This window comes from Vibrio sabulosilitoris, assembly GCF_055391395.1.
In genome coordinates, this window is the sequence record NZ_AP029599.1 from 1420803 (window position 1) to 1444688 (window position 23886).

The window sequence follows — 23886 nt, forward strand, 5'->3', positions numbered from 1 at the left end:
CTTTTTTCTTTTTTACGGCGGCCATCATCATGCAATCGTCAGATTCATCACAACACCAGTCTCACCTTGATACCCTCGAGTCTCAGGTTGAACGATACAAGCAAGTACTTGATGTTATGCCGGCAGGCGTCATCCTACTTGATACCCATGGGGTGGTCCGTGAGGCCAACCCAGAGACACTACGTCTACTCGAGGTTCCTTTGGTTGGCGAGCGTTGGTTTGATGTGATCCAATCAGCCTTCGCTCCTCGCGAGGATGATGGGCATGAGATATCGCTACGCAATGGCCGTAAAGTACGCTTAGCAATATCGGCCTCCAATACCGGTCAGTTAATCCTAATCACCGATTTGACCGAGACCCGACTGCTACAGTCGCGGGTGAGTGATCTGCAAAGGCTATCGTCTTTAGGTAAAATGGTGGCTTCCCTAGCTCATCAGGTCCGCACCCCCTTGTCGAGCGCCATGCTCTACGCGTCAAACCTTTCGGCACCCAACCTACCGCCGGCAACCAAAGAGCGCTTTCAAACCAAACTGGTCGACCGGCTGCATGATCTTGAAAAGCAGGTCAACGATATGTTGTTGTTTGCCAAAGGTGGAGACAACAAGGTCATTCACCCCTTTACCGTTCAAGCGCTGGCGGATGAACTACACCCTATGGTTGAGGCGGCAGTCAAAGGCAATCTGATTGATTATCACGTTGAGATAGAGGATGCGGCAACCACACTGCTTGGTAATGTCAACTCGGTCGCCTCAGCGCTGAGTAACCTGGTCATGAATGCGATCCAAAATAGCGGTAAACAGAGCCAAGTTGATGTGTATTTTCGCACGGTTAATGATGAGGTGCGCATTTCGGTTCAGGATAATGGGCCAGGGATAGAGAAAGAGCTACAAGGCAAGATTATGGAGCCTTTCTTCACTACACGCTCACAAGGGACAGGCCTTGGATTGGCGGTAGTACAGATGGTCTGCCGCGCCCACAAGGGGCGTTTAGAGTTAATTTCAGAACGAGGAGATGGGGCCTGTTTTACCCTCTGCTTACCGTGCCAAACCACGGACAATCAGTCACAACACGCCAATGATGGAGAGAAGTAATGGCACAGAGTAAAGTCCTGATCGTTGAAGATGACGAAGGCTTGAGAGAGGCACTGGTCGACACATTGGCGTTGGCAGGGTATGAGTGGCTGGAAGCCGACAGTGCTGAGGATGCACTGGTCAAGCTGAAAGTAAATCCAGTCGATATCGTTGTCTCTGACGTTCAGATGGCGGGGATGGGCGGCCTAGCATTGCTAAAAAACATTAAGCAGCACTGGCCGAATCTGCCTGTGCTACTGATGACGGCTTACGCGAATATTGAAGACGCGGTGTCTGCGATGAAAGATGGCGCGATTGACTATATGGCAAAGCCGTTTGCTCCCGAAGTGCTGCTCAATATGGTCAGCCGCTATGCCCCAGTGAAATCGGAACACGATGGCGACGCTGTGGTTGCGGACCCCAAAAGTCTCAAATTGCTGGCACTTGCCGACAGAGTCGCTAAGACGGACGCTAACGTGATGGTGCTTGGTCCAAGTGGCTCGGGTAAAGAGGTCATGTCGCGTTACATTCACAACGCATCAAATCGCAAGTCGGGTCCCTTTGTGGCGATAAATTGTGCGGCGATCCCGGATAATATGCTGGAAGCTACCTTGTTTGGCTACGAAAAAGGCGCCTTCACTGGGGCAGTTCAAGCCTGCCCAGGTAAGTTTGAACAGGCACAAGGGGGCACTATTTTGCTCGACGAGATCAGCGAGATGGATTTGAGCCTTCAGGCTAAGCTGCTGCGCGTGTTGCAAGAGCGTGAAGTGGAGAGGCTTGGCAGTCGTAAGAGTATCAAGCTTGATGTGCGTGTATTAGCAACCAGTAATCGCGACCTGAAGCAATACGTCCAAGAAGGCAATTTCCGCGAAGACCTTTACTATCGCCTCAATGTGTTCCCAATTGCCTGGCCCGCGCTGGCGGAGCGCAGGGGAGATATCACCCCACTAACTCAGCACTTGATAGAACGCCACTGTCAAAAATTGGGCATGGCATTGCCTAGGGTGACGACTACAGCACTGGATAAGTTACAAGCCTACCACTGGCCAGGTAACGTGCGCGAGCTGGACAATGTCGTACAGCGCGCCTTAATTTTGGCGGATAACGGACAAATTGATGCTGGGCACATTTTGTTAGAGGGGATTGATTGGCAAGATGCTGATAGTCTACAGAGCGTGGTGGAAACTGGGCAACCAGAGCCTAATTTGACGCTGGCTACTGAGGTTGCAACGCCGTCGTCGGCATCATCAAGCCTGGGCGGTGAGCTGCGCGATCAAGAGTTTTCTATCATTCTCCAGACTATGCAAGAGTGTGATGGCCGGCGTAAAGAGATGGCAGAAAAACTGGGTATTAGCCCACGTACATTGCGCTACAAGCTAGCAAAAATGCGTGATGCGGGTATTGATATACCTAACTAATTACTTAAGTATAAGTATGGTACACTAGTTGCTTGTTTGAGGAATAAGCAATTAAACGTCAAAGAATTGGCATTCGAGGTGAAAATGCAGGTTGATAGCTTACTGAGTGAAATGAGCGTGATGCGAGCACAAGCTGGCGGCGCGACCACAGCGGTAAAGAGTGGACAGCAAGTGGGTGCTGACTTTGGTCAGATGCTGAGTAGAGCGATCAACAATGTCAATCATTTGCAGCAGTCATCAAGTGACCTGCAGACCCGTTTTGATCGTGGGGATGAGAGCGTTTCTCTTTCTGATGTGATGATCGCGCGCAACAAATCAAGTGTTGCGTTTGATGCCACTATTCAAGTACGCAACAAACTCGTTGAATCGTACAAAGAACTTATGAATATGCCGGTTTAATGCATTAGGAAGACGTTGTGGCCGACCCAAATCAATCAACAGATCTTGCTGTAAGCGAGCCAAATTCTGCCGCTCTTGTTGCGACAGGCGCGACAGGTGAAGACGCAGTAGACCTACAAAACCCCGACATTGACGAGAAGGCCTCGTCAAAATTTGACCTAGCGATCGGTGACCTCGACTTGATCCGCCAAGTCGTGCTGGTGCTTTCCATTTCTATCTGTGTTGCGCTTATCGTAATGGTGTTCTTCTGGGTGAAAGAGCCAGAGATGCGCCCATTGGCCACATACGAAACCGATGAACTAATCCCAGTACTGGACTATCTTGATCAGCAAAAACAAAGCTATCGACTTGAAGGTAACACCATCCTAGTCCCTAGCTCAGACTTTAACAGTCTCAAGCTAAATATGGTGCGTGCGGGTTTGAACAATCAGAGTCACGCTGGTGATGAGATACTCATGCAGGATATGGGATTTGGTGTTTCTCAGCGTCTGGAGCAGGAGCGACTTAAGCTCAGTCGTGAGCGCCAGCTGGCGTTGGCAATAGAAGCCATGAATCAGATCCGCCGCGCAAGGGTGCTGCTGGCGCTGCCAAAGCAGAGTGTTTTTGTCCGTCATAGTCAAGAGGCCTCGGCCTCGGTATTTCTGACTTTGCGCACCGGAGCGAACCTAAAGCAAGAAGAAGTAGATTCGATTGTTGATATGGTCGCGAGTGCCGTACCGGGTATGCGACCCAATCGCATCACGGTCACGGACCAGCATGGGCGGCTGCTCAGCTCAGGTTCACAAGACCCAGCCTCAGCGGCAAGGCGGAAAGAGCACGAGCTCGAGCGCAAACAAGAACAAGCGCTGCGCGAGAAAATTGACTCTGTACTGATCCCTATCCTTGGCCTTGGCAACTATACCGCTCAGGTTGATGTCGAGCTCGACTTCAGTGCTGTGGAGCAAACACGCAAGCGATTTGATCCCAATACACCCGCGACGCGCAGTGAGTTTACCCTTGAAGATTACAATAATGGCAATGTGGTGGCCGGTGTCCCTGGTGCACTGAGCAACCAACCACCCGCTGATGCCTCAATCCCGCAAGATGTTGCGCAAATGCGAGATGGCTCCGTGTTGGGCCAGGGCTCCGTGCATCGCGAAGCAACGCGTAACTTTGAACTAGATACCACCATCAGTCACGAGCGCCGCCAAACTGGCGTGTTAAACCGCCAAACTGTTGCGGTTGCCATCAATCATCGCGCCGCACTCGACCCAACCACTGGTGAGTTGGTTCAGGTACCGCTGACCGACAGTGAACTGCAGTCGATCCGACAGGTTTTGATTGGTGCGATTGGTTATAGTGAGGCGCGTGGTGACTTACTCAACGTGCTGAGTATGCAGTTTGCCGCGCAAGATCTTGAGCCGCTATCCGATGCGCCAATCTGGGAGCACCCCAACTTCAACGAGTGGGTACGTTGGCTTGCTAGTGCACTGGTGATCATCGTCATCGTTATGGTGTTGATCCGTCCAGCGATGACCAAACTGCTTAACCCAGTGGCCGACGAAGAGGAAGACAAGCTATATGGGCCTGATGGCTTACCGATTGGGGCCGATGGAGAAACCAGTCTGATTAGTAGTGATATCGATAATCAAGACCTATTTGAGTTTGGTTCATCGATTGAGCTGCCAAACCTAAATAAAGATGAAGACGTACTGAAAGCGGTCCGTGCGCTGGTGGCGAATGAGCCAGAGCTCGCAGCGCAGGTCGTGAAGAATTGGATGCAGCACAATGGCTAATGAACTAGTAGTACCGCCTGGCGGCGAAATCGCCGATCCAAACGCGGGCTTTGATATCTCAAGCATGAGTGGTGAAGAGAAAGCCGCGATTTTGCTGCTGAGCCTCAATGAAGAAGATGCCGCCGGGATCATTCGTCACCTTGAGCCTAAGCAGGTTCAGCACGTAAGTAGCGCGATGGCGCGTGCTCGTGATTTAAGCCAGGCGAAGGTCAGCGCCGTGCATCGTGAATTCCTGCAAGATATTCAGAAGTACACCAATATCGGCATGGGCAGCGAAGAGTTTATGCGTAACGCCTTAGTGGCTGCATTGGGTGAAGACAAAGCCAATAACCTGGTTGATCAGATCTTGCTCGGCGCAGGGTCTAAAGGCCTAGATTCACTCAAATGGATGGACCCGCGCCAAGTGGCCAGCATTATTGTTAACGAGCACCCACAGATCCAAACCATTGTGTTGTCTTACTTGGAGCCGGATCAATCGGCGGAAATCTTGTCTCAGTTTGCTGAGCGCGATCGCCTCGACTTGATGATGCGAATCGCTAACCTCGAGGAAGTGCAACCGTCAGCACTGGCTGAGCTGAACGAAATCATGGAGAAACAGTTTGCCGGTCAAGCGGGCGCTCAAGCGGCTAAGATTGGTGGCCTGAAGGCTGCTGCCGAGATCATGAACTACCTCGACAACAATGTTGAAGGGGTGCTGATGGATCAGATCCGTGACCAAGATGAAGATATGGCCACCCAGATCCAAGATTTGATGTTTGTGTTTGAGAACCTGATTGAGGTCGATGACCAAGGTATTCAGAAACTGCTACGTGATGTGCCACAAGATGTTCTCCAGCGTGCACTTAAAGGCGCTGACGACGGACTGAAAGAGAAGATCTTCAACAATATGTCCAAGCGTGCTGCGAATATGATGCGCGAGGATCTCGAGGCCATGGCACCGGTTAAGGTCTCGGATGTTGAAGCGTCACAGAAAGAGATCCTTGCCATTGCTCGCCGCATGGCCGACAGCGGCGAACTGCTGCTGACCGGCGGTGCGGACGAGTTCCTGTAATCGGAGAGCATGATGGCAGGAGAAAGAAAGCGCGGATTTTTGCGTCTTGATACGACGCAGCAAGAACAAGCCAGACCCACCAAGTGGGGGTTGCCAGATTACAGCTCCGAACCCACAGGTCAAGCGAGACAAACCGCACTCAACTACGACCCAGGTTGGGCCCCAGATTTTTCGTCAGAGCCAGAAGAGGAGCTGCTGCCGCCAACTCAAGAAGAGCTTGAGCAGATCCGTCAAGCTGCCTATCAAGAGGGTATGCTTCATGGGCAAGAGGCAGGTTTTAAGCAGGGCTATGACAAGGGCAAAGAGCAAGGCTTTGAGGCAGGCCATAGTGAGGGCCTACAAGCTGGACAAGCTGAAGGGGTTACGGCAGGCCAAGAGTACATTCAGCAGAATGTTCAACACCTAATGGCGCTGGCAAATCAGTTTGCTCAGCCACTTGAGCTGATGAATGCGCAGGTCGAGAAACAACTGGTGGACATGGTGTTGTCGATTGCCCGTGAAGTGGTGCACGTTGAGGTTGCCACCAACCCTCAGGTGATCTTGGATACGATCAAAGAATCGGTTGAGGCACTGCCTATCCTTGGTCATGCGATCACGCTTAAATTTCATCCAGAAGATGTCGCGATCATCCAAGTGGCTTACGGCCAAGAGCAACTCGACATTCGCAATTGGACATTGGTTCCAGAGCCCGCCCTGAATCGTGGGGATGTGCAGATCGAGGCCGGTGAATCGAGCGTGAATTATCGGATGGATGAGCGCGTGCGCAGCGCGATGCAAAAATTCTGCGCCGTCAACCGTCACCAAGTGGGTGACGTGCAAGGCGGCCAGTAGTGCAGCCGCTATTAGAGCGACTGCAGCGCTACCAGACTACCGGGGTATCGAGTCGCCCCGTTGCCTCTGGCAAACTGGTGCGTGTGGTAGGATTGACCCTTGAGGCCACCGGTTGTCGCGCCCCGATTGGCAGTCTGTGTCGCGTGGAAACCATGCAAGGGGAGATGGAGGCCGAGGTGGTGGGTTTTTCTGGCGATCGACTGCTGCTGATGCCAAGCGAACAGATCACGGGTATCCTGCCTGGTGCCAAAGTAACGCCACTCACCGCTGAGGGAGGCCTGCCGGTTGGTATGGGACTCCTCGGTCGCGTGATTGATGGTGTGGGTAATCCTATTGATGGTCTTGGCCCTATTTACAGTGACAGTCGCGCTTCGTTTAATGCTCAACCTATTAACCCCCTGGCGCGCAAACCAATCTCTGAGCCGTTGGATGTCGGTATTAAAGCGATCAATGGCCTATTGACGGTTGGCAAAGGCCAGCGTATTGGTCTGTTTGCCGGCTCTGGTGTTGGTAAGTCGGTGACACTTGGTATGATGACGCGCGGTACCAGCGCCCAGGTGGTGGTGGTTGGCCTTATTGGTGAGCGTGGACGTGAGGTTAAGGAGTTTATTGACGAGATCCTCGGTGTTGAAGGGCGCCAGAGAGCCGTCGTAGTGGCAGCGCCAGCCGACGCTTCGCCTTTAATGCGCCTCAAAGGTTGCCAAACCGCGTTGACGGTTGCGGAGTATTTTCGTGACCAAGGCCTCGATGTGCTTTTATTGATGGACTCCTTGACGCGTTTTGCCCAAGCCCAGCGTGAAATCGCTCTATCAGTTGGTGAGCCGCCAGCGACCAAAGGCTACCCACCTTCGGTGTTTGCCAAGTTGCCCGCTTTGGTTGAGCGCGCTGGTAATGGTGACGAGAATCAAGGCTCAATCACGGCGTTCTTCACGGTGTTAACCGAGGGAGACGATTTGCAAGATCCCATCGCGGATGCTTCACGCGCAATATTGGATGGCCATATTGTACTCTCTCGTGAGATGGCAGATGCAGGTCACTACCCAGCCATTGATGTTGAGAAATCGGTCAGTCGTGTGATGCCTCAGATCACCACTGATGAGCATCTGTTGATGTCTAAGGCGGTTCGTCAAGTGCTGGCCATTTGTCGCAAGAATCAGGATCTGGTTTCGATTGGTGCCTATAAACCAGGCACGGATCAAGCGATTGACAGCGCCTTTACCCTCAAGCCACGGATTGACCAATATCTCCAACAGGCGATGAAAGAGAGTGTTCCTTACCCGATGTGCGTCAATATGCTCAGTTCAATTCTTAACAACTGATTTAGGGAGTTTAGATGGATAATGCGCTGGACTTCCTGCTTGAGCAAGCGAGTGATCAAGAGCAACAAGCCGTGTTGGCCCTGAATAAGGCCCGCGCTGAGCTTGAGGATTACTACCGCCAAGTAGAGCAAATCGAGAAGTATCGTTTAGATTACTGTCAGCAGCTGATTGATCGCGGCCAAGCGGGCCTGACGGCCAGCCAGTATGGCCACCTCAATCGATTTTTAACCCAGCTAGACGAAACCCTGGCTAAACAGAAACAAGCCGAGTCGCATTTTAAAGGCCAGGTGGAAGGTTGCGAGCAACACTGGCTGGACGTGCGCAAGCAGCGGCGTTCTTATGAGTGGATGCTAGACAAAAAGCGCGAGCAATGCGAGCGGTTGGAGGCTCAGAAAGAGCAGCGGATGATGGATGAGTTTTCGACCCTGTTGTACAGTCGAAAACCCCGTCAAACTTAGCTTGGAATGAATATTGCATTATTTGACGATATAGCACCCTAATGATGTGCCATTTGTTTAATTATCTGAGTATGCCGAATTGATGAAGATTGATCTTGCGACCTCCAGCGAAGCGATAAAGCCGCTTGCTTCCGACAGTCAGCCGATGAGCAGTGAGTCGGTCGACGAGAGTGCGGCCGGTTTTTTTGATCACTTGAGCTCGTTGATGTCCGCGGATGAGACCGAAGCTGAGGTTGATATCACTAATGAGCCAGCGTCTGAAACCCTCAAAAATGGTGATAAGTCGTTGGTAGTACAGAGTGAAGACCTTACTCCTGCTGGCGATAGAGATCCATCAAATCAAGGGAATGAAAGTTCTGGTGTTGATAAGCAATCGCAGATAGGTGAGGTAAGGGCCGTTACTAATACTTCCAAAACGCTGAGCTTGGAGACTCCTGACTATCAAGATCATCGAGTGCAAGAGGTTAAGGCTGCGGTGACAGAAAGTGGTGAACTGCTTGAGCGACTCAATGAATCGAGTCGAGCTCTGCAGTCAGACAGCGAGAAAGTGTCGTCACAATCAGAGCAGGCCAAAGATGCCACTGGTGTGGCAGAGCAAGGCGGCAAAGTGTTGCCTCTTGGCGATGTGGATGCCATGGCTTTTGAGTCTGAGGCAAACCAACTTGTGGCCTCTGGCGCTGAGCAAACACGCACAAAGTCGGCAGGTTTAAACAACTGGGATGGTACGCACACGGATGGTACGCATGCGGATAGTGCTGGCTTGCAGTCAACGAGAATTGATTCAGATATTGTGCCTGCGGATGAGTTCTACTCAGCACAGGCACTATCCTCACAACCCATTGCCAGTAACAGCCAATCAACGATGGCTGACTCGAGTGAAGAAACATTCAGTCAGTCCGAACAGGACTTGGCACCAGCACAGCGGGCGATTGATCAAGGGTTAGAACAAGACTTTGCCACTAAAGAGTTTGCATACTCAGACAAAGTAATGGCCACGGCAATCAACGCCGATGAATCAGCTCAAATCAAACCATTAAGCGGTGTTTCTCACTCATCGCCAGAGCATCAAGCAGTTGAATGGAGCGAGGTGTCCACACTGGACTCGAGTCCAGAGACATTTGATCCGCCGCTAGCGGATATCAAAGGCAGTGGCGGCCAGCATGGGATGGATGTTGCTTCGGATGAGATTGAGCCGCGAGCGACTCACTCTCAGGCTCAGAACATTATGCAGCAGTCACCCACTGAGCGAAGTGTCGCTGACAATAACCTCAGTGAGATACCGCCCGTATCAGAGCAGAATAGTCTAGCCACCGCGATCCCTTGGAATCGTGCTGCCCATGGCGAAGGTGTTGCGCCACAGGTGCATCCTGTGGCTGATCAGGTACCCTCAACGCCGGCTTCAGTGGCGGCCAATAAAGTCGCCGATACGACGGCATTGCTCAATGCTCAAATGGTACCAGCTCAGTCAGTACCTGGCGTTGTGGCACCATCAGTTGGCACACCTCCGGGTGGGGCTCAGTCTGTTGCTGAACAAGAGAGCATATTGCCAAGCTTTCAGGCGCTGGGTAATCAAGAGCTAAGTGGCGCTGTCAGCGCAGCGGCGCAAAACCCAGAATTGCTGGCATCGCTGGGGACGATAAATGGTTCAGTGATGACGGATAGCACCTCGGCCTCGACGACTGCAACGAGTCAGGCGGCAGAGTCCGCTGTAGCGGCGGCTATGGCGACGAGTGGCGCGCCAGGCACTGCTCGCGCTGAGGTCAGTACGATGCAAGGGAATATGGTCATCTCCCAAGCGATGAATTCTCAGGAAATGGCCGACAAGGTGAACGATCAAGTGCAACTGATGTTGTCTAAGAATTTAAAGAACATCGATATACGTCTTGATCCACCCGAGTTGGGGCGGATGCAGATTCGCATGAATATGAATGGTGATAGTACTTCGGTACACTTCACGGTGGCGAACGCTCAAGCCCGTGAGGTGCTTGACCAATCCATGCCACGCTTGCGCGAGATGTTTGCTCAGCAAGGTATTCAATTAGCCGATACCTCCGTTTCACAGCAGAGCAGCCAGCAACAAGGGCGCTCTGCTGGTCAAGGCGAAGCAGGTGATACCCAGCAGTCTAACCCAAATGGATTGGGTGACGAAGACAATGATGCTGGTCAAAGCATCAATTTGAACGTTACTACACAGCAAGATGGCATTAGTTACTATGCCTAAAATGACGGCTTAAACTAACGGCTGAAACGACAACCATAAAGAGTACTCAATGGCTGAAGAACAATCGATTGAATTACGCCACAACAAACGCCGGCTAGTGATCATTATTGGTGTGGCGGCAGCCCTGCTGATTGGCTCGGCGGCGGCCGCGTTTTTCATGTTTGGCACCGATAGCACAGGGCTGGATGTGCGAAGTAACCCGCGACAGGCAGCGGCTACAACCCTTGAACCCGTAGCTTATGTGAACATTCCTGAGCCATTTGTGTTTAACCTGCGCAGTGAGCCACGTGATCGTATGGTGCAGATCAAAGCGCACTTGATGGTGCGAGGGCGAGAAAACGAACGCCTCGCTCGTTACCATTCTCCTTTGATTGAGAGCTCGATTATTAATACCTTTACCTCTTCGACTGAGCAGCAACTGCGCTCACAGACCGGTCGCGCTGAGCTGCGCGATCGAGCAACCGATGATGTACAGGCGATTTTGTCTCAGACGGTCGGCACGCCCGTGGTTGAGCGTGTGCTGTTTACCGATTTTGTAATCCAGTAGGTGAAAAGTGACCGATTTATTAAGCCAAGATGAGATCGACGCACTCCTGCATGGCGTTGATGATGTTGATGACGAGGTCGATGAGCAGATTGAGATAGAGGGTGATGCCGTCAGCTTCGACTTCTCATCGCAAGATCGCATTGTTCGCGGTCGAATGCCGACCTTGGAGCTGATTAATGAGCGCTTTGCGCGCCATATGCGCATCAGCTTGTTCAATATGCTGCGTAAGTCTGCAGAGGTGTCGATTAATGGCGTGCAGATGATGAAGTTTGGAGAGTATCAGAATACCCTGTACGTGCCGACCAGTCTTAATATGGTTCGCTTTAGACCACTTAAGGGCACTGCGCTGATCACCATGGAAGCGCGATTGGTGTTCATCATGGTTGAAAACTTCTTTGGCGGTGATGGGCGCTATCAAGCGCGTATCGAGGGGCGCGAGTTTACTCCAACCGAGCGACGCATTGTCCAGTTGCTGCTTAAAATCATCTTTGAAGATTACAAAGAGGCTTGGTCACCGGTGATGGGGGTTGAGTTTGAGTATCTTGACGCCGAGGTAAACCCGGCGATGGCCAACATCGTCAGCCCAACCGAGGTGGTGGTGGTCAGCTCATTCCATATCGAAGTGGACGGTGGCGGAGGTGACTTTCATGTTGTGATGCCGTACTCAATGGTTGAGCCGATCCGAGAGCTACTAGATGCCGGTGTTCAGTCGGACAAGATGGAGACAGATATCCGCTGGAGCAGCGCACTGCGCGATGAGATCATGGACGTTCCGGTCAACTTCCGGGTTAACCTGCTCGAGCAAGACATCTCTTTGCGTGACTTGATGGAGTTGCAAGCCGGCGATATCATTCCGATCAGTATGCCAGAGCACGCGATCATGTTCGTCGAAGAGCTGCCGACCTACCGGGTAAAAATGGGCCGCTCGAATGAGAAAATGGCCGTACAAATTTCAGAAAAGATCAAACGCCCAGATGCGGTTAAGACCGACTTGGCGTTTTTGGGTAAGAATGTCATGTCCGAGCTCGATGATGAGTTCGGTGACGATGAATAAGGTAGTAAACAATGGAACCGACTGACGATCAAAAACTGGCCGACGAATGGGCGGCAGCCTTGGGTGAAGACCCTAAGGCAGCCGCTGTCGATACAGACGATGTATTGGCAGCCCCGCTAGATGAGCTACAAGATACCGCATCGCCAATCTCGGATGACGAGCGTCGTAAGCTCGACACGATCCTCGATATTCCGGTGACCATCTCCATGGAGGTCGGGCGCTCGCAGATCAGCATTCGCAACTTATTGCAGCTTAACCAAGGCTCAGTGGTTGAGCTTGAGCGGGTTGCCGGTGAATCGCTCGATGTGTTGGTTAATGGCACCTTGATCGCCCATGGTGAGGTTGTGGTGGTGAACGATAAGTTTGGTATTCGCCTCACTGATGTGATCAGTCAAACCGAACGAATTAAGAAGCTGCGTTAATGTCGTTACATCGAATTTTCCTGACGCGATGTTTTGGCCTGTCAGGGGCCCTGTTTGCGCCCAGAGTTCTTGCGGCGCGGGAAGCACCAACTCACTATGATCTGGCCACCACCGTAGGTTCGTTGATGCTGGTACTGTTGGTTATTGTTGCCTTGATGGTGGCACTGAAGAAGATGCGTGTGCCGTCTTTGATGGGGCATAAGGATCTGTCGGTGGTGCGCCAGATCCCAGTGGGTACCAAAGAGCGGGTGGCGATCATTCAAGCGGGTGAGGAGCAATATCTGGTTGGTATCACGGCGCAAAATATTAATCTATTGTCCAAGCTTGAGCAGCCCATCATTGAGGAGAACGCACCGGACAGCAAGTTCAGCTCACAACTCTCCAAGCTGCTAAATAAGAATCACCATGCCTAGAGTCTTGTCCTCGTCACTTTTACTGCTACTCTTGCTCATAGTAAGCCCCTTGGGTCTTGCTGAGCAAGAGGTCAGCATCGATCCGAGTATTGCACCAGCCAGTCAGGTCACCGTGTCAGTGATGGAAAACGAGCAAGGGGCAGCCTCACTCACCAGTAGCTCGACGCGAACGGGTGTGGGTATCCCTGCCTTCACCATGACCACTAACCCAGATGGTAGTGAAGACTACTCGATTAATTTGCAGATCCTCGCCCTAATGACCTTGCTTGGCTTCTTGCCAGCAATGGTTATCTTGATGACCTCATTTACCCGCATCGTGGTGGTGATGTCTATCCTGCGCCAAGCCATGGGCCTGCAGCAAACGCCATCCAATCAGGTTATTATCGGCATCTCGCTGTTCTTGACCTTTTTCGTCATGTCACCGGTGTTAAGTCAGATCAACGACCGAGCGATCGAGCCATATTTGAACGAGCAAGTTGATGCGCGTCAGGCGTTTGACGAGGCGCAGCAGCCACTGCGAGCCTTTATGCTCAAGCAAACCCGGATTAAGGATCTCGAGACCTTCGTTGGTATCTCGGGCGCCGAGGCGCAAAACCCAGAAGATGTCTCGATGGCGATCTTGATCCCGGCGTTTATTACCTCTGAGCTAAAAACCGCGTTTCAGATTGGCTTTATGCTGTTCTTACCGTTTTTGATCATCGATTTGGTTGTCGCCTCGGTATTGATGGCGATGGGTATGATGATGCTGTCACCGATGATTGTCTCCTTGCCGTTTAAGCTGATGCTGTTTGTCCTCGTTGATGGCTGGAATCTGATCTTATCCACGCTTGCCGGCAGCTTTGCCCTATGACGGAGCCCACCCTATGACCCCAGAGCTGTTTGTTGAGCTGTTTCGTGAGGCACTTTGGCTAGTGCTTATGCTGGTGTGCGCGATCATTATTCCTAGTCTGTTGGTGGGTCTAATTGTGGCGATTTTCCAAGCCGCTACCTCGATCAACGAGCAGACCCTGTCGTTTCTGCCACGTTTGATTGTCACCATATTGGCACTGATGACCTTTGCCCATTGGGGCACTCAGGTGATGATGGAGTTCTTCTTTAGCCTTATCGAGCGCGTGCCGAATATCGTCTACTAGGAGTCGGCATGGAGTACCCAACCTCAGTCGTATTAGATTGGATTGCCAACTACTTTTGGCCGCTCACGCGTATCTCCTCGATGCTAATGGTGATGACGGTAACCGGGGCGCGTTTTGTGCCCGCTAGAATCCGGCTCTACCTCAGCCTGGCCATCACATTGGCTGTGATGCCCGCTATCCCCGCTGTACCAAACGATATTGAGCTGCTGTCACTGGGTGGGTTTATCCTCCTGTTTGAGCAGATCGTGATTGGCGTGGCCATGGGCACGATTACCACCTTTATTCTGCAGACTTTTGTTTTGCTCGGTCAGATCCTCGGCATGCAGTCCAGTTTGGGCTTTGCCTCTATGGTTGACCCGGCTAACGGACAAAATACGCCGGTACTTGGTCAGCTATTTATGATGGTGGCGACCCTGTTTTTCCTCGGTACAGATGGGCATCTAAAGATGATCCAGCTGGTGGTAATGAGCTTTAAAAGCCTGCCGATTGGCAGTGGGGGGATCAGTACACTGGGGTTTGAGGAGATTGCCTCTTGGCTTGGGATCATGTTCAAGGTCGCGCTGAGCATGGCACTGTCTGGGATTATCGCGCTATTAACCATCAATCTTTCGTTTGGTGTGATGACCCGTGCCGCGCCCCAACTGAATATCTTTTCACTTGGCTTTGCCTTTGCTCTGATGGTAGGGCTGTTTATTTGTTGGTATTTGCTCAGCGGTTTACTGAATCATTATGAGTTGTTTTGGGTCGATGGGGAGCAGCAGGTATGCCGACTGATCAATATCGACTGCTAGTTATCAAGCTTGAATTAGGAGGCTGATTTGGCAGAATCTGACGGCCAAGAACGCACTGAAGAGGCCACCCCCCGAAGGAAACAGCAAGCCCAGGAGAAGGGACAAGTCGCCCGCTCCAAGGAGCTTGCATCGGTATCGGTTTTAATTGTCGGCTCGGTGGCCTTGATGTGGTTTGGCGAGTTTCTTGCCAGCGGTCTTGGTCAGGCGATGGCCCGTTTATTCTCACTTAGCCGCGAAGAGATCTATGATCTCGGTAAGCTAAGCCATATTGCCTTTAGTGCCTTGGGCAACTTGATTTTGCCTCTGCTGTTGATCCTGATTATTCTGTTTTGCGCCGCACTAGCTGGAGCTGCGGGGCTAGGCGGTATTCGCTTCTCAGCAGAAGCGGCAAGACCAAAACTGTCTAAGCTCAACCCCCTTAGCGGCTTTAAGCGTATGCTGGGTAAGCAGAGCTTTGTCGAGCTGATCAAGTCGATTCTTAAGGTTAGCCTTGTTGCAGGAGTAGCGTTCTTTTTGATCCTGCAGTCCCAAGCTTCATTGATGCAATTGAGTACCGATGTTTTTCCACAAAATATCTTTCATGCTCTGGATATCCTGCTGAATTTTGTCTTGTTGATCAGTTGCTCTCTGCTGGTGGTGGTAGCAATCGATATTCCGTTTCAGATTTGGCAGCACAACGAACAGCTTAAGATGACCAAGCAAGAGGTTAAGGATGAGTTTAAAGACACCGAGGGTAAGCCCGAGGTGAAAGGGCGTATTCGTATGCTCCAGCGTGAGGCGGCTCAGCGACGGATGATGGCCGATGTCCCTCAGGCGGATGTGATCGTGACCAATCCGGAGCACTTCTCAGTGGCACTGCGCTACAAGCAGAAAACCGATAAGGCGCCGGTGGTGGTGGCGAAAGGGGTTGATCACATGGCACTCAAGATCCGTGAAGTGGCGCGCGAGCACGATATCTACGTGATCCCCGCGCCGCCGCTAGCCCGAGCGCTGTATCATACCACCGAGCTCGAGCAGGAGATCCCTGATGGGCTGTTTGCAGCCGTCGCGCAGATACTCGCTTATGTCTTCCAGCTTAAGCAATATCGCAGAAGTGGCGGCCAGCGCCCGGTGCTCAAGAGCGAAAATATGCCGATCCCACCAGAACTGCGCCACTAGCGAAAATAACGCCAACAGCGGATTATTTTTCTGGGATAGAGAGCAGAACCAACAGGGCACCATCACCGCCAAACTCAAGCGGCGCCTGGTGGAAGGCCATCACATCTGGGTGCTGTGCTAACCACAATGGCACCTTCTGTTTTAGAATATGCTTGCCGATACCGTGCTGCACGCAGGCACAACTTACCTTCTGTTTTACGCAGTAGGCTATCATTGATCCAAGCTCGCGTTTCGCTTCCATTTGGGTCATGCCATGCATATCGAGAAACACGTCGGGAACATAGACGCCGCGACGCAGGCGCTTGACCTCGTATTTGGAGACATCATCGCGCGCATAGCGAGTCGGTCCCTCGTCACTGAGCAGGGGAACAAACTCATCGGAGAAATAAAACTCGGTATCAGAGGCCTCACGGGCAGTGCGAGTGACTTCTTTCTGCTTTGTGTTTCTTTTTGGTGCCTGGACTATGGTATCCTGTGCGAACTTTTTTACGCCCTTTACTTCTTCATAAAACAGCGAGAAGTCATCGTCAAAATCGGTGTCTTTGTAGCTCATGGGTAAATCTTTACTTAATTACAACTTATGAAGGGTATTGTAGCGCTTTTTGGAGGCAACTTTGGATAAGATTTTTGTAGAAGAAGCAGTATCAGAGCTTCACACGCTTCAAGACATGATTCGTTGGACGGTGAGTCGTTTCAACGCCGCGAATTTATTTTATGGTCACGGCACCGATAATGCTTGGGATGAAGCGGTTCAATTGATCCTACCAACGCTGTATTTGCCGATCGACGTGCCTCCGCATGTATTGAATTCACGCCTGACCAGCAGCGAGCGCCTGCGTATTGTTGAGCGTGTGGTTAAGCGCATCAATGAGCGCACACCAACGGCGTACCTCACCAACCGAGCTTGGTTCTGCGGTCTTGAGTTTTTCGTTGATGAGCGCGTCTTGGTGCCACGTTCGCCAATCGGTGAGTTAATCCAAGCAAGTTTTGAGCCGTGGCTTGTAGAAGAGCCAACGCGTATCATGGATATGTGTACCGGCAGTGGTTGTATCGCGATTGCTTGTGCCCACGCCTTCCCGGACGCTGAGGTGGATGCGATTGATATCTCAACCGACGCGCTGCAAGTCGCTGAGCAGAACGTGCAAGACCACGGTATGGAGCAACAGGTGTTCCCAATCCGCTCGGACCTGTTCCGTGATCTGCCAAAAGAGGCGTACAACCTGATCGTGACCAATCCACCTTACGTGGATGAAGAGGACATGAACAGTCTGCCAGATGAGTTTACTCACGAGCCTGAACTTGGCCTAGCCGCTGGCAGCGATGGCCTAAAATTGGTCCGCCGCATCCTAGCTAATGCGCCAGACTACCTAACCGAAAAAGGCATCTTGGTGTGTGAAGTTGGCAACTCAATGGTGCACATGATGGAGCAGTACCCAGAGATCCCATTCACCTGGATCGAGTTCGCAAACGGCGGCCACGGCGTATTCATGATCACGCGCGAGCAAATGATCGAACATGCTGAGCATTTTGCGTTGTACAAAGACTAACCAAAGTCGATGGCTGATAGCGCTGCCCTAGGGTGGCGCTTTTTTATTTCCCTTTAGCTAAGAGGCGAGAAGCGAGATCGCTGCGCTGCGAGAGGCGAGGAGGTAACCGCGTGTGGTTAACTCCTCGCCTCTCACTTATATTTCCTGTGGATAGGGTAACGTGAACTTCACTAGTGCCCCTTTGCCCTGCCAAGTTCACTAGATGTTAGTGATAGGCGAGAGGCAAGATCGTTGTGTTGCGAGAGGCGAGGAGTGAGCCGCGCGAGTCAAACTTCCTCGATTTTCGCCTCTAGATTCTCGCTTCTTTTTCCTTTACTTCCCAAGCCAATAAAGACACTATGATTCCATTAACAACAGGATGAAGGTTGTGTTACGTGCTAGCTTAAGTAGATAGCGCCTAACCAGCGAGAGATAGAGGAAAAAATGGCAGGTAATAGCATAGGACAGCATTTTCGTGTCACCACGTTTGGTGAGAGTCATGGTATCGCATTGGGGTGTGTGGTGGATGGCTGTCCTCCAGGTCTTGAGCTGACTGAGGCTGATCTTCAAACCGACTTAGATCGTCGCCGTCCCGGCACATCAAAATACACCACTCAGCGCCGCGAACCGGATGAAGTCAAGATTCTGTCTGGGGTATTTGAGGGCCGAACCACAGGTACATCAATTGGGTTGCTGATAGAAAACACCGACCAACGCTCAAAAGACTACTCTGAGATCAAAGATAAGTTCCGTCCAGGTCACGCCGATTACACCTACCATCAAAAGTATGGCAACCGCGACTATCGTGGTGGTGGTCGTTCATCGGCGCGTGAGACTGCGATGCGCGTTGCCGCCGGTGCCGTGGCGAAAAAGTACCTTAAGCAAGAGTTTGGCATCGAGATCCGAGCCTACCTATCACAGATGGGTGACGTCGCGATTGATAAAGTCGATTGGGATGAGATTGAGAACAATGCCTTCTTTTGTCCTGATGTGGATAAGGTTGAGGCATTTGATCAGCTGATCCGTGACCTAAAAAAGCAGGGTGACTCCATTGGAGCCAAGCTGCAAGTGGTTGCGACCAACGTGCCAGTAGGACTTGGCGAGCCAGTTTTTGATCGCCTAGATGCTGACATCGCGCATGCGCTAATGAGCATTAACGCCGTTAAAGGCGTTGAAATCGGCGATGGTTTTGATGTGGTTGCTCAAAAGGGCAGCGAGCACCGCGATACCCTATCGCCACAAGGTTTTGGCAGTAATCACGCTGGCGGCATCCTCGGTGGCATCTCTACTGGTCAAGATATTGTTGCGAGCATCGCACTCAAGCCAACCTCAAGCATTACGGTGCCGGGTAAGACGATCACCAAGCAGGGTGAGCCAACCGAACTGATCACTAAGGGCCGTCACGACCCATGTGTTGGCATCCGAGCTGTGCCTATCGCTGAGGCAATGTTGGCCATTGTGGTGATGGATCACCTGCTGCGCCATCGTGGTCAGAATTACGGAGTGGTTACCGAAACCCCGGTTATCTGACGGACTTTGTTTGAACAATGGAAGCCCCTAAAGCGTGCTAGCGTTTTGGGGGCTTTTATGTTTTTCCTTTGGAAAAGAAGCGAGAGGCGAGATCGCTTTGCTGCGAGAGGCGAGGATGAATCGCGCGTGACTCACTCCTCGAGCCCCGGAGGGCAAAGCCCGTCCTCGACCCTCGCACCCTAAAGAGGCTTTGCCCGCTTAAAATTGGATTGTAACTTTTAGACCTGTAGCGTTTTTGTCGTCTGTGTAATCGAGTGAGATATGGGCTTGATGGAGCTTGGCGACGACGGCAACTAACGATAGACCAAGGCCGTGTCCTGGGGTGTGGCGGCTTTTGTCTACGCGAAATAGGCGGCGAAAGACTTTTTGTCGATGCTCTGGGGCGATGCCGGGGCCGTTATCGGCGACGATGAGCTGACGGTGATTGAGAGCAATAGAGATCTTGGCTCCTTCATTGCAGTGGTGGTGAGCATTTTCTATCAGGTTGTACACCAGGCGAAATAGAAGTGACGGTTGGCCCTTAAAAGGGGTAGGGGTGAGGCTTGCTTGAATCGTCTGGTGTTTTTGTTCAAGCTGTAGCTCGGCTAATTCGATGGCATCGTTGACAATCTTTGTTAGGTCAAGGGTGGTAAAAGCAGAGCGGTCATGCATGGTCTCGAGCTTGCTCAGCTCAAGCATAGCGTTGAAGGTGCGCAGCATCGAGTCAAACTCTTGGTTGAGCTGGTGGATGTGCTGCTGTTGTTGAGTTGGGTCGGCACAGCTATCTAGTAGATCGAGTCGGTTTTTTATCCGCGTCATCGGCGTTCTTAAGTCGTGGGCGATCGCGTCGGTTGCCGCTTGTATCTGGCTGATTGACGATTCAATCTCGTCGAGCATTTGATTGATATACAGAGCAATATTGTCCCACTCATCCTCGCGACCCCGCAGTGCGATTCGACTGCTAAATTGCCCTTGCTCTATCTGTGCGACGACACGGTGAATCTGATCAAGTTGACGAGTAAGCTGACGTTGTACCACAAGACCTGGCAGAAAAGCGATCAGCGAGGTACATGCCATCACAATCAGGGCGGCATTGATAAAGTTTTCTTGGATTTGGTGGATGTAGCTGTTGTCAGTCGCCACCAAGATTTGATTATCAGCGACCTCAAACGTACAGCCCTCGAGGGTGGTAAAGGTATCATTTGAGTCGAGATAGACGGGAAAGCGCTTGAGCATAGGGCATGGAGTGAGAAAGCTTGGCACATGCGTTAGTGAGCCTTGTACGTGGCCTTGTGGGTCTTTAATGACGGTTAAGATGCTCTCGTTTTGATACAAGGAGTCTCTCAACTGGTCCTCTAAAGGCTCGGCTGGATTAAGCTCGTGGGCGCTTTGGATCTGCTCAACGTGCTGAGCAATCAGTTGGCGCTGCGAGTGGAGCAGCGGTTGGATGCTTAATTGGTAGATGGCCAGCAGCGCTAGGGCAACAATCAACCACAACATCACGGCGATGCTCAGCGACAATCGCCACAGGGAGTGACGGTGCCAAAGTCGACTTGTCTGACTCAAGAGTCGTGTCAGCGACAAACGACGCATCGTATTCAGTCCAACTTGATCATGCGATAGCCAGAGCCTCGCACGGTTTCAATAAGGTCGGGATAGTCTGGGCGTTCAAGCTTCTTGCGTAACCTTGCAATATGCACATCAATTACATTGGTTTGCGGATCAAAATTGTACTCCCACACGGCCTCAAAAAGTAGCGAGCGAGTGACCACTTGACCGATATGCTGCATCAGATAGCGCAGTAGTTTGAACTCTTTGGCCTGAAGATCAACTTTCTCCCCAGCAAGGTTGGCATGATGACAGAGTAGGTCGAGCTCAAGATGTCCATTAGCAAGCTTGTGCTCGACCCCACTTTGAACGGACTGGGAACGGTTGGCTAAGATCTCGATTCGCGCGATCAATTCAGCCAAAGCAAACGGCTTGGTCAGGTAGTCGTCACCACCCTGTTTCAGCCCCTTTACTCGCTCGTCTACGCTATCAAGGGCACTCAAGATTAGCACACGCGCACCAACATTGGCGGCGCGCAGGGTGCTTAATACTGTTAGTCCATCGAGGTTTGGCAGCATACGATCCAAGACAATAACATCGTATTGTCCCTCGAGCCCTAAAAACAGGCCATCTTGACCATTTTCGGCTGTGTCAACTGCCCAGCCTTGCTGGCGCAGCGACTGGCACAGGTAGGCATTGGTTTCCTTATCGTCTTCAACGACCAGTAGCTTCATGTCCACTCCTACTTAATGGTTGCGCTGTTTTTTGAGCATTGGTATCTCTTCACCAGAGGCCACATCAACCAGCAGCTTGTGTTTGCCCGTCTCTGTTGAGGCAAGTTTCACCTCATAAAAGACCAAGCCATCTTTGGTTTCTAGCTCTGCTTCCACCAACTTGGCGGCGTATTTCTCTTCGAGTTTAGGTATTACACTGAGAATATCAAACTGAGACTTGGCGACCTCTTGTATAGCAACTTGTTCATCTTTATCAATTTTACTAAATCCAAAACTACTCAAGTCGCTGGTCTTTTGCTCCAACACCGTCAGGTCATTGACTGCATAACTGACTTTGTGATGGCTGTTTTCATCAAGATCAACCCACTCAAATTGATAGGCAACTTGCTCGTCGCGGTGATCATCCAGCTCAACCTCGGTGATCACGCCATTGATCAGCTCACGAACAGCAGGCGATAGGGACTCGATGCTGGTATTGGATGATTCGAGCGCGAGCAAGTGAAAGCGCGTATCATCATCGGCGATGGTATACCCAGACATACCTAGGGTTGAGATTAGAATGGCCGTCGTCATTGGTTTCATATTCAGCGGGTTCATAGTTAAGTTCCTCACGGTTAGTGAACAGTCACGAGGGCGATCAAATTGGTCAGGGCGAATAGTCCCAAACCAGCACCACCACAAATAGCAAGGGCTCTTCTTTGTCTGGCTTTCATAGTGCTCTCCTCTCGTTGATGGGGTGACTATACCGAGAGTGAATAAACTCAAAGTGGAGCGAAGATGAAATAAAGTTAATCTTGTTTGTAACCTCTCTCGATGCCGCTTTACCCGTGAGGTAAAAAGAGTAAGAATAGCCAAATAATTTTTATAACACTAAGTCAGCATGAAACACCGTTATCAAGACTTGATTAACCTGTTCAACGATACCTTTTTTATCGAATTTAACACCAAGCTAGAGCTAGGCGGAGATGAGCCGATCTATCTTCCCGCCGGGCAAGGTGCCAGCCACCATCGGATTATTTTTGCCCGTGGCTTTTATGCCTCAGCATTGCATGAAATTGCCCATTGGTGTGTAGCAGGGCCACAAAGGCGCCTACTCGAGGACTTTGGCTATTGGTACGAACCCGACGGCCGAACAGCCGAGGTTCAGGCAAGATTTGAGCAGGTGGAAGTTCGTCCCCAGGCGTACGAGTGGATTTTGGCTCGCAGCGCTGGGTTTGAGTTTAATGTCAGCTGTGACAACCTGCATGGCGATTTTGAGCCGGACCGTCTCGGCTTTATGACCAAAGTGCAGGCTGAAGTCATCGCAATTTTAGCCCAAGGGCTGCCACCGCGTGTTCTTGCCCTGTCTGAGGCGCTACGTGGTTTCTATCAAACCCCGCCGCTTAAGTCCCAACACTTTACTGTGAGCTGATTAATGGCTCTAAACACAATTTGATAGCTCAAAAGGAAATCCTGTGATCATTGATTTTGAAGAAAAGCTCCTAAACCTAATTGATCAACGTATTGAAACCGCCTCCGACGATGAACTGTTCGCCGGTGGTTATCTGCGTGGTCATATCTCACTCTCAGCCGCCGATTGCGAAGAGCAAGGCATCAATGACGTTGAGGTGCTAAAGCAGCAAATCGAGAACAGTTTAGAAGCGGCTAAAGCGGAACTAACCCCAGCCGACCGCGTTATTGTCCAAGATTTATGGCATGAACTCGCGGCTCACGCCTGACGGCTAAGAGCAGAGGCGAGAATCGAGAGGCGAGAAATTTAACGCGTGTGGTGTACTCCTCGCACCTCGGAACGAAGTGTAACCCGCCCCTCGAACCTGTCTCTTAGGTGGAAATTTTCGAACAAGTTGATGAAATTAATCGTATTGTGAATTTAGACTGAGCGGCGTAGGCTTAATGTAAACCTGTTTAGGAGAGGAAAACAGTATGAAGATCATAGCTTTCGGTGCGTCTACTAGCTCAACATCAATTAATCGTGCACTAGCCACATACGCGGCGAACTTGGTCGAGGGGGCGGAGGTGACCGTGCTCGATATTAGTGATTATCAAGTACCGCTATTTAGTGAAGACATGGAAAAGGAGATCGGTCAGGCCGAGGGCGCTCAGGCGTTTTTGCGCGACTTGGCGCAGGCGGACGCGTATGTGATCTCCTTTGCTGAGCACAATGCTCATCATCCTGCGGCGTATAAAAACCTGTTTGATTGGTCGACACGTATTGACCGCGCCGTGTTCAAGGATAAACCCGCGGTTTATCTAGCCACCTCTCCAGGCCCTGGTGGCGGCCAGCTAGTGCTAGCGGCAGCGACCAACTCGGCGCCTTATTTTGGCGGTAACGTCAAAGCCTCGGTTTCCTTGCCGAGCTTTTATGATAACTTCGACCCAGAGTCAGGCAAAGTCACCAATCAAGACTATGCTGAGCAGATTGCTCAAGCAATGCAGAAGTTGGTTTAGGCGTTAAACAAAACCCTTCAAACAAAAAAGGATCGCACTGGGCGATCCTTTTTTATGCTTA

General features: G+C 51.4%; 26 protein-coding genes. 22 read left to right on the plus strand and 4 right to left on the minus strand.

Translation table 11 applies throughout. The annotated features are described in order from the left end of the window. Window positions 1-29 precede the first annotated feature (29 nt). From ACZ5R2_RS06820 to flhB, 17 genes are all read left to right on the plus strand, one after another. Window positions 30-1091, plus strand: a complete 1062-nt coding sequence (locus ACZ5R2_RS06820) for a sensor histidine kinase (RefSeq protein ID WP_464901559.1) — start codon at window positions 30-32, stop codon at window positions 1089-1091. Further along, window positions 1091-2488 carry a sigma-54-dependent transcriptional regulator gene (locus ACZ5R2_RS06825; protein WP_464901560.1) on the plus strand — a complete coding sequence of 466 codons (1398 nt, stop codon included), beginning with the start codon at window positions 1091-1093 and terminating at the stop codon, window positions 2486-2488. Before ACZ5R2_RS06820 ends, ACZ5R2_RS06825 begins: the two co-directional genes overlap by 1 nt. Before the next feature lie 84 nt (window positions 2489-2572). Next, window positions 2573-2887 carry a flagellar hook-basal body complex protein FliE gene (fliE, locus tag ACZ5R2_RS06830; RefSeq protein WP_464902324.1) on the plus strand — a complete coding sequence of 105 codons (315 nt, stop codon included), beginning with the start codon at window positions 2573-2575 and terminating at the stop codon, window positions 2885-2887. Window positions 2888-2904: 17 nt separating this feature from the next. Continuing rightward, the gene (fliF, locus tag ACZ5R2_RS06835; protein ID WP_464901561.1) at window positions 2905-4662 is read left to right on the plus strand and encodes a flagellar basal-body MS-ring/collar protein FliF; all 1758 of its coding nucleotides are present in this window, start codon (window positions 2905-2907) and stop codon (window positions 4660-4662) included. Beyond that, entirely contained in the window at window positions 4655-5713 is a 1059-nt protein-coding gene (gene fliG / locus ACZ5R2_RS06840; protein WP_464901562.1) for a flagellar motor switch protein FliG, read from the plus strand. The genes fliF and fliG overlap by 8 nt, the downstream gene beginning before the upstream one ends. A 12-nt stretch (window positions 5714-5725) precedes the next feature. Further along, complete coding sequence (gene fliH, locus ACZ5R2_RS06845) at window positions 5726-6544, plus strand: flagellar assembly protein FliH (protein WP_464902325.1); 819 nt, start codon at window positions 5726-5728, stop codon at window positions 6542-6544. Beyond that, entirely contained in the window at window positions 6544-7863 is a 1320-nt protein-coding gene (gene fliI, locus ACZ5R2_RS06850; RefSeq protein WP_464901563.1) for a flagellar protein export ATPase FliI, read from the plus strand. Before fliH ends, fliI begins: the two co-directional genes overlap by 1 nt. 14 nt (window positions 7864-7877) lie before the next feature. Beyond that, on the plus strand, window positions 7878-8321 hold the full coding sequence (fliJ, locus tag ACZ5R2_RS06855) for a flagellar export protein FliJ (protein WP_464901564.1): 444 nt from the start codon (window positions 7878-7880) through the stop codon (window positions 8319-8321). 82 nt (window positions 8322-8403) lie between these two features. Next, window positions 8404-10542 (plus strand): flagellar hook-length control protein FliK, encoded by a 2139-nt coding sequence (locus tag ACZ5R2_RS06860; RefSeq protein ID WP_464901565.1) that lies wholly within the window; start codon window positions 8404-8406, stop codon window positions 10540-10542. 49 nt (window positions 10543-10591) lie between these two features. Continuing rightward, window positions 10592-11089: a flagellar basal body-associated FliL family protein gene (locus tag ACZ5R2_RS06865; RefSeq protein ID WP_464901566.1), complete on the plus strand. Its 498-nt coding sequence runs from the start codon at window positions 10592-10594 to the stop codon at window positions 11087-11089. A 7-nt stretch (window positions 11090-11096) separates the two neighbouring features. After that, window positions 11097-12143: a flagellar motor switch protein FliM gene (gene fliM, locus ACZ5R2_RS06870; protein ID WP_438460642.1), complete on the plus strand. Its 1047-nt coding sequence runs from the start codon at window positions 11097-11099 to the stop codon at window positions 12141-12143. 11 nt (window positions 12144-12154) lie between these two features. After that, window positions 12155-12565, plus strand: coding sequence for a flagellar motor switch protein FliN (gene fliN / locus ACZ5R2_RS06875; RefSeq protein WP_464901567.1), 411 nt, complete (start codon window positions 12155-12157; stop codon window positions 12563-12565). Beyond that, the gene (gene fliO / locus ACZ5R2_RS06880; RefSeq protein ID WP_464901568.1) at window positions 12565-12978 is read left to right on the plus strand and encodes a flagellar biosynthetic protein FliO; all 414 of its coding nucleotides are present in this window, start codon (window positions 12565-12567) and stop codon (window positions 12976-12978) included. The genes fliN and fliO overlap by 1 nt, the downstream gene beginning before the upstream one ends. Next, on the plus strand, window positions 12971-13828 hold the full coding sequence (gene fliP / locus ACZ5R2_RS06885) for a flagellar type III secretion system pore protein FliP (protein WP_464901569.1): 858 nt from the start codon (window positions 12971-12973) through the stop codon (window positions 13826-13828). The genes fliO and fliP overlap by 8 nt, the downstream gene beginning before the upstream one ends. Window positions 13829-13841: 13 nt before the next feature. Continuing rightward, complete coding sequence (gene fliQ, locus ACZ5R2_RS06890; protein WP_438460647.1) at window positions 13842-14111, plus strand: flagellar biosynthesis protein FliQ; 270 nt, start codon at window positions 13842-13844, stop codon at window positions 14109-14111. A gap of 8 nt (window positions 14112-14119) precedes the next feature. Next, window positions 14120-14902, plus strand: a complete 783-nt coding sequence (gene fliR, locus ACZ5R2_RS06895) for a flagellar biosynthetic protein FliR (protein WP_464901570.1) — start codon at window positions 14120-14122, stop codon at window positions 14900-14902. A gap of 27 nt (window positions 14903-14929) precedes the next feature. Continuing rightward, window positions 14930-16060 (plus strand): flagellar biosynthesis protein FlhB, encoded by a 1131-nt coding sequence (gene flhB, locus ACZ5R2_RS06900; protein ID WP_464901571.1) that lies wholly within the window; start codon window positions 14930-14932, stop codon window positions 16058-16060. A 22-nt stretch (window positions 16061-16082) separates the two neighbouring features. Here flhB and smrB read toward each other — a convergent pair whose 3' ends face one another. Further along, window positions 16083-16613, minus strand: coding sequence for an endonuclease SmrB (gene smrB, locus ACZ5R2_RS06905; protein ID WP_464901572.1), 531 nt, complete (start codon window positions 16611-16613; stop codon window positions 16083-16085). A 61-nt stretch (window positions 16614-16674) separates the two neighbouring features. Between smrB and prmB the strand changes: the two genes are divergently transcribed. Next, window positions 16675-17607 carry a 50S ribosomal protein L3 N(5)-glutamine methyltransferase gene (gene prmB / locus ACZ5R2_RS06910; protein WP_464901573.1) on the plus strand — a complete coding sequence of 311 codons (933 nt, stop codon included), beginning with the start codon at window positions 16675-16677 and terminating at the stop codon, window positions 17605-17607. 423 nt (window positions 17608-18030) lie between these two features. After that, the gene (gene aroC / locus ACZ5R2_RS06915) at window positions 18031-19116 is read left to right on the plus strand and encodes a chorismate synthase (RefSeq protein WP_464901574.1); all 1086 of its coding nucleotides are present in this window, start codon (window positions 18031-18033) and stop codon (window positions 19114-19116) included. Window positions 19117-19314: 198 nt separating this feature from the next. On the opposite strand, the gene ACZ5R2_RS06920 is transcribed toward aroC, so the two are convergent. From ACZ5R2_RS06920 to ACZ5R2_RS06930, 3 genes are read right to left on the minus strand one after another with little or no spacing between them, the layout of a single operon-like run. Next, on the minus strand, window positions 19315-20688 hold the full coding sequence (locus ACZ5R2_RS06920) for a sensor histidine kinase (protein WP_464901575.1): 1374 nt from the start codon (window positions 20686-20688) through the stop codon (window positions 19315-19317). 5 nt (window positions 20689-20693) lie between these two features. Further along, window positions 20694-21377: a response regulator transcription factor gene (locus ACZ5R2_RS06925; RefSeq protein WP_464901576.1), complete on the minus strand. Its 684-nt coding sequence runs from the start codon at window positions 21375-21377 to the stop codon at window positions 20694-20696. 12 nt (window positions 21378-21389) lie between these two features. Further along, entirely contained in the window at window positions 21390-21974 is a 585-nt protein-coding gene (locus ACZ5R2_RS06930; RefSeq protein WP_464901577.1) for a PepSY domain-containing protein, read from the minus strand. Window positions 21975-22257: 283 nt separating this feature from the next. Here ACZ5R2_RS06930 and ACZ5R2_RS06935 point away from each other — a divergent pair, with 283 nt between their 5' ends. The 3 genes from ACZ5R2_RS06935 (at window position 22258) to ACZ5R2_RS06945 (ending at window position 23825) form a co-directional block, all read left to right on the plus strand. Continuing rightward, complete coding sequence (locus ACZ5R2_RS06935) at window positions 22258-22788, plus strand: elongation factor P hydroxylase (protein WP_464901578.1); 531 nt, start codon at window positions 22258-22260, stop codon at window positions 22786-22788. A 43-nt stretch (window positions 22789-22831) separates the two neighbouring features. Next, window positions 22832-23095 carry a YfcL family protein gene (locus ACZ5R2_RS06940; protein ID WP_464901579.1) on the plus strand — a complete coding sequence of 88 codons (264 nt, stop codon included), beginning with the start codon at window positions 22832-22834 and terminating at the stop codon, window positions 23093-23095. 205 nt (window positions 23096-23300) lie between these two features. Continuing rightward, window positions 23301-23825 carry an NADPH-dependent FMN reductase gene (locus ACZ5R2_RS06945; protein WP_464901580.1) on the plus strand — a complete coding sequence of 175 codons (525 nt, stop codon included), beginning with the start codon at window positions 23301-23303 and terminating at the stop codon, window positions 23823-23825. Window positions 23826-23886: the final 61 nt, after the last annotated feature.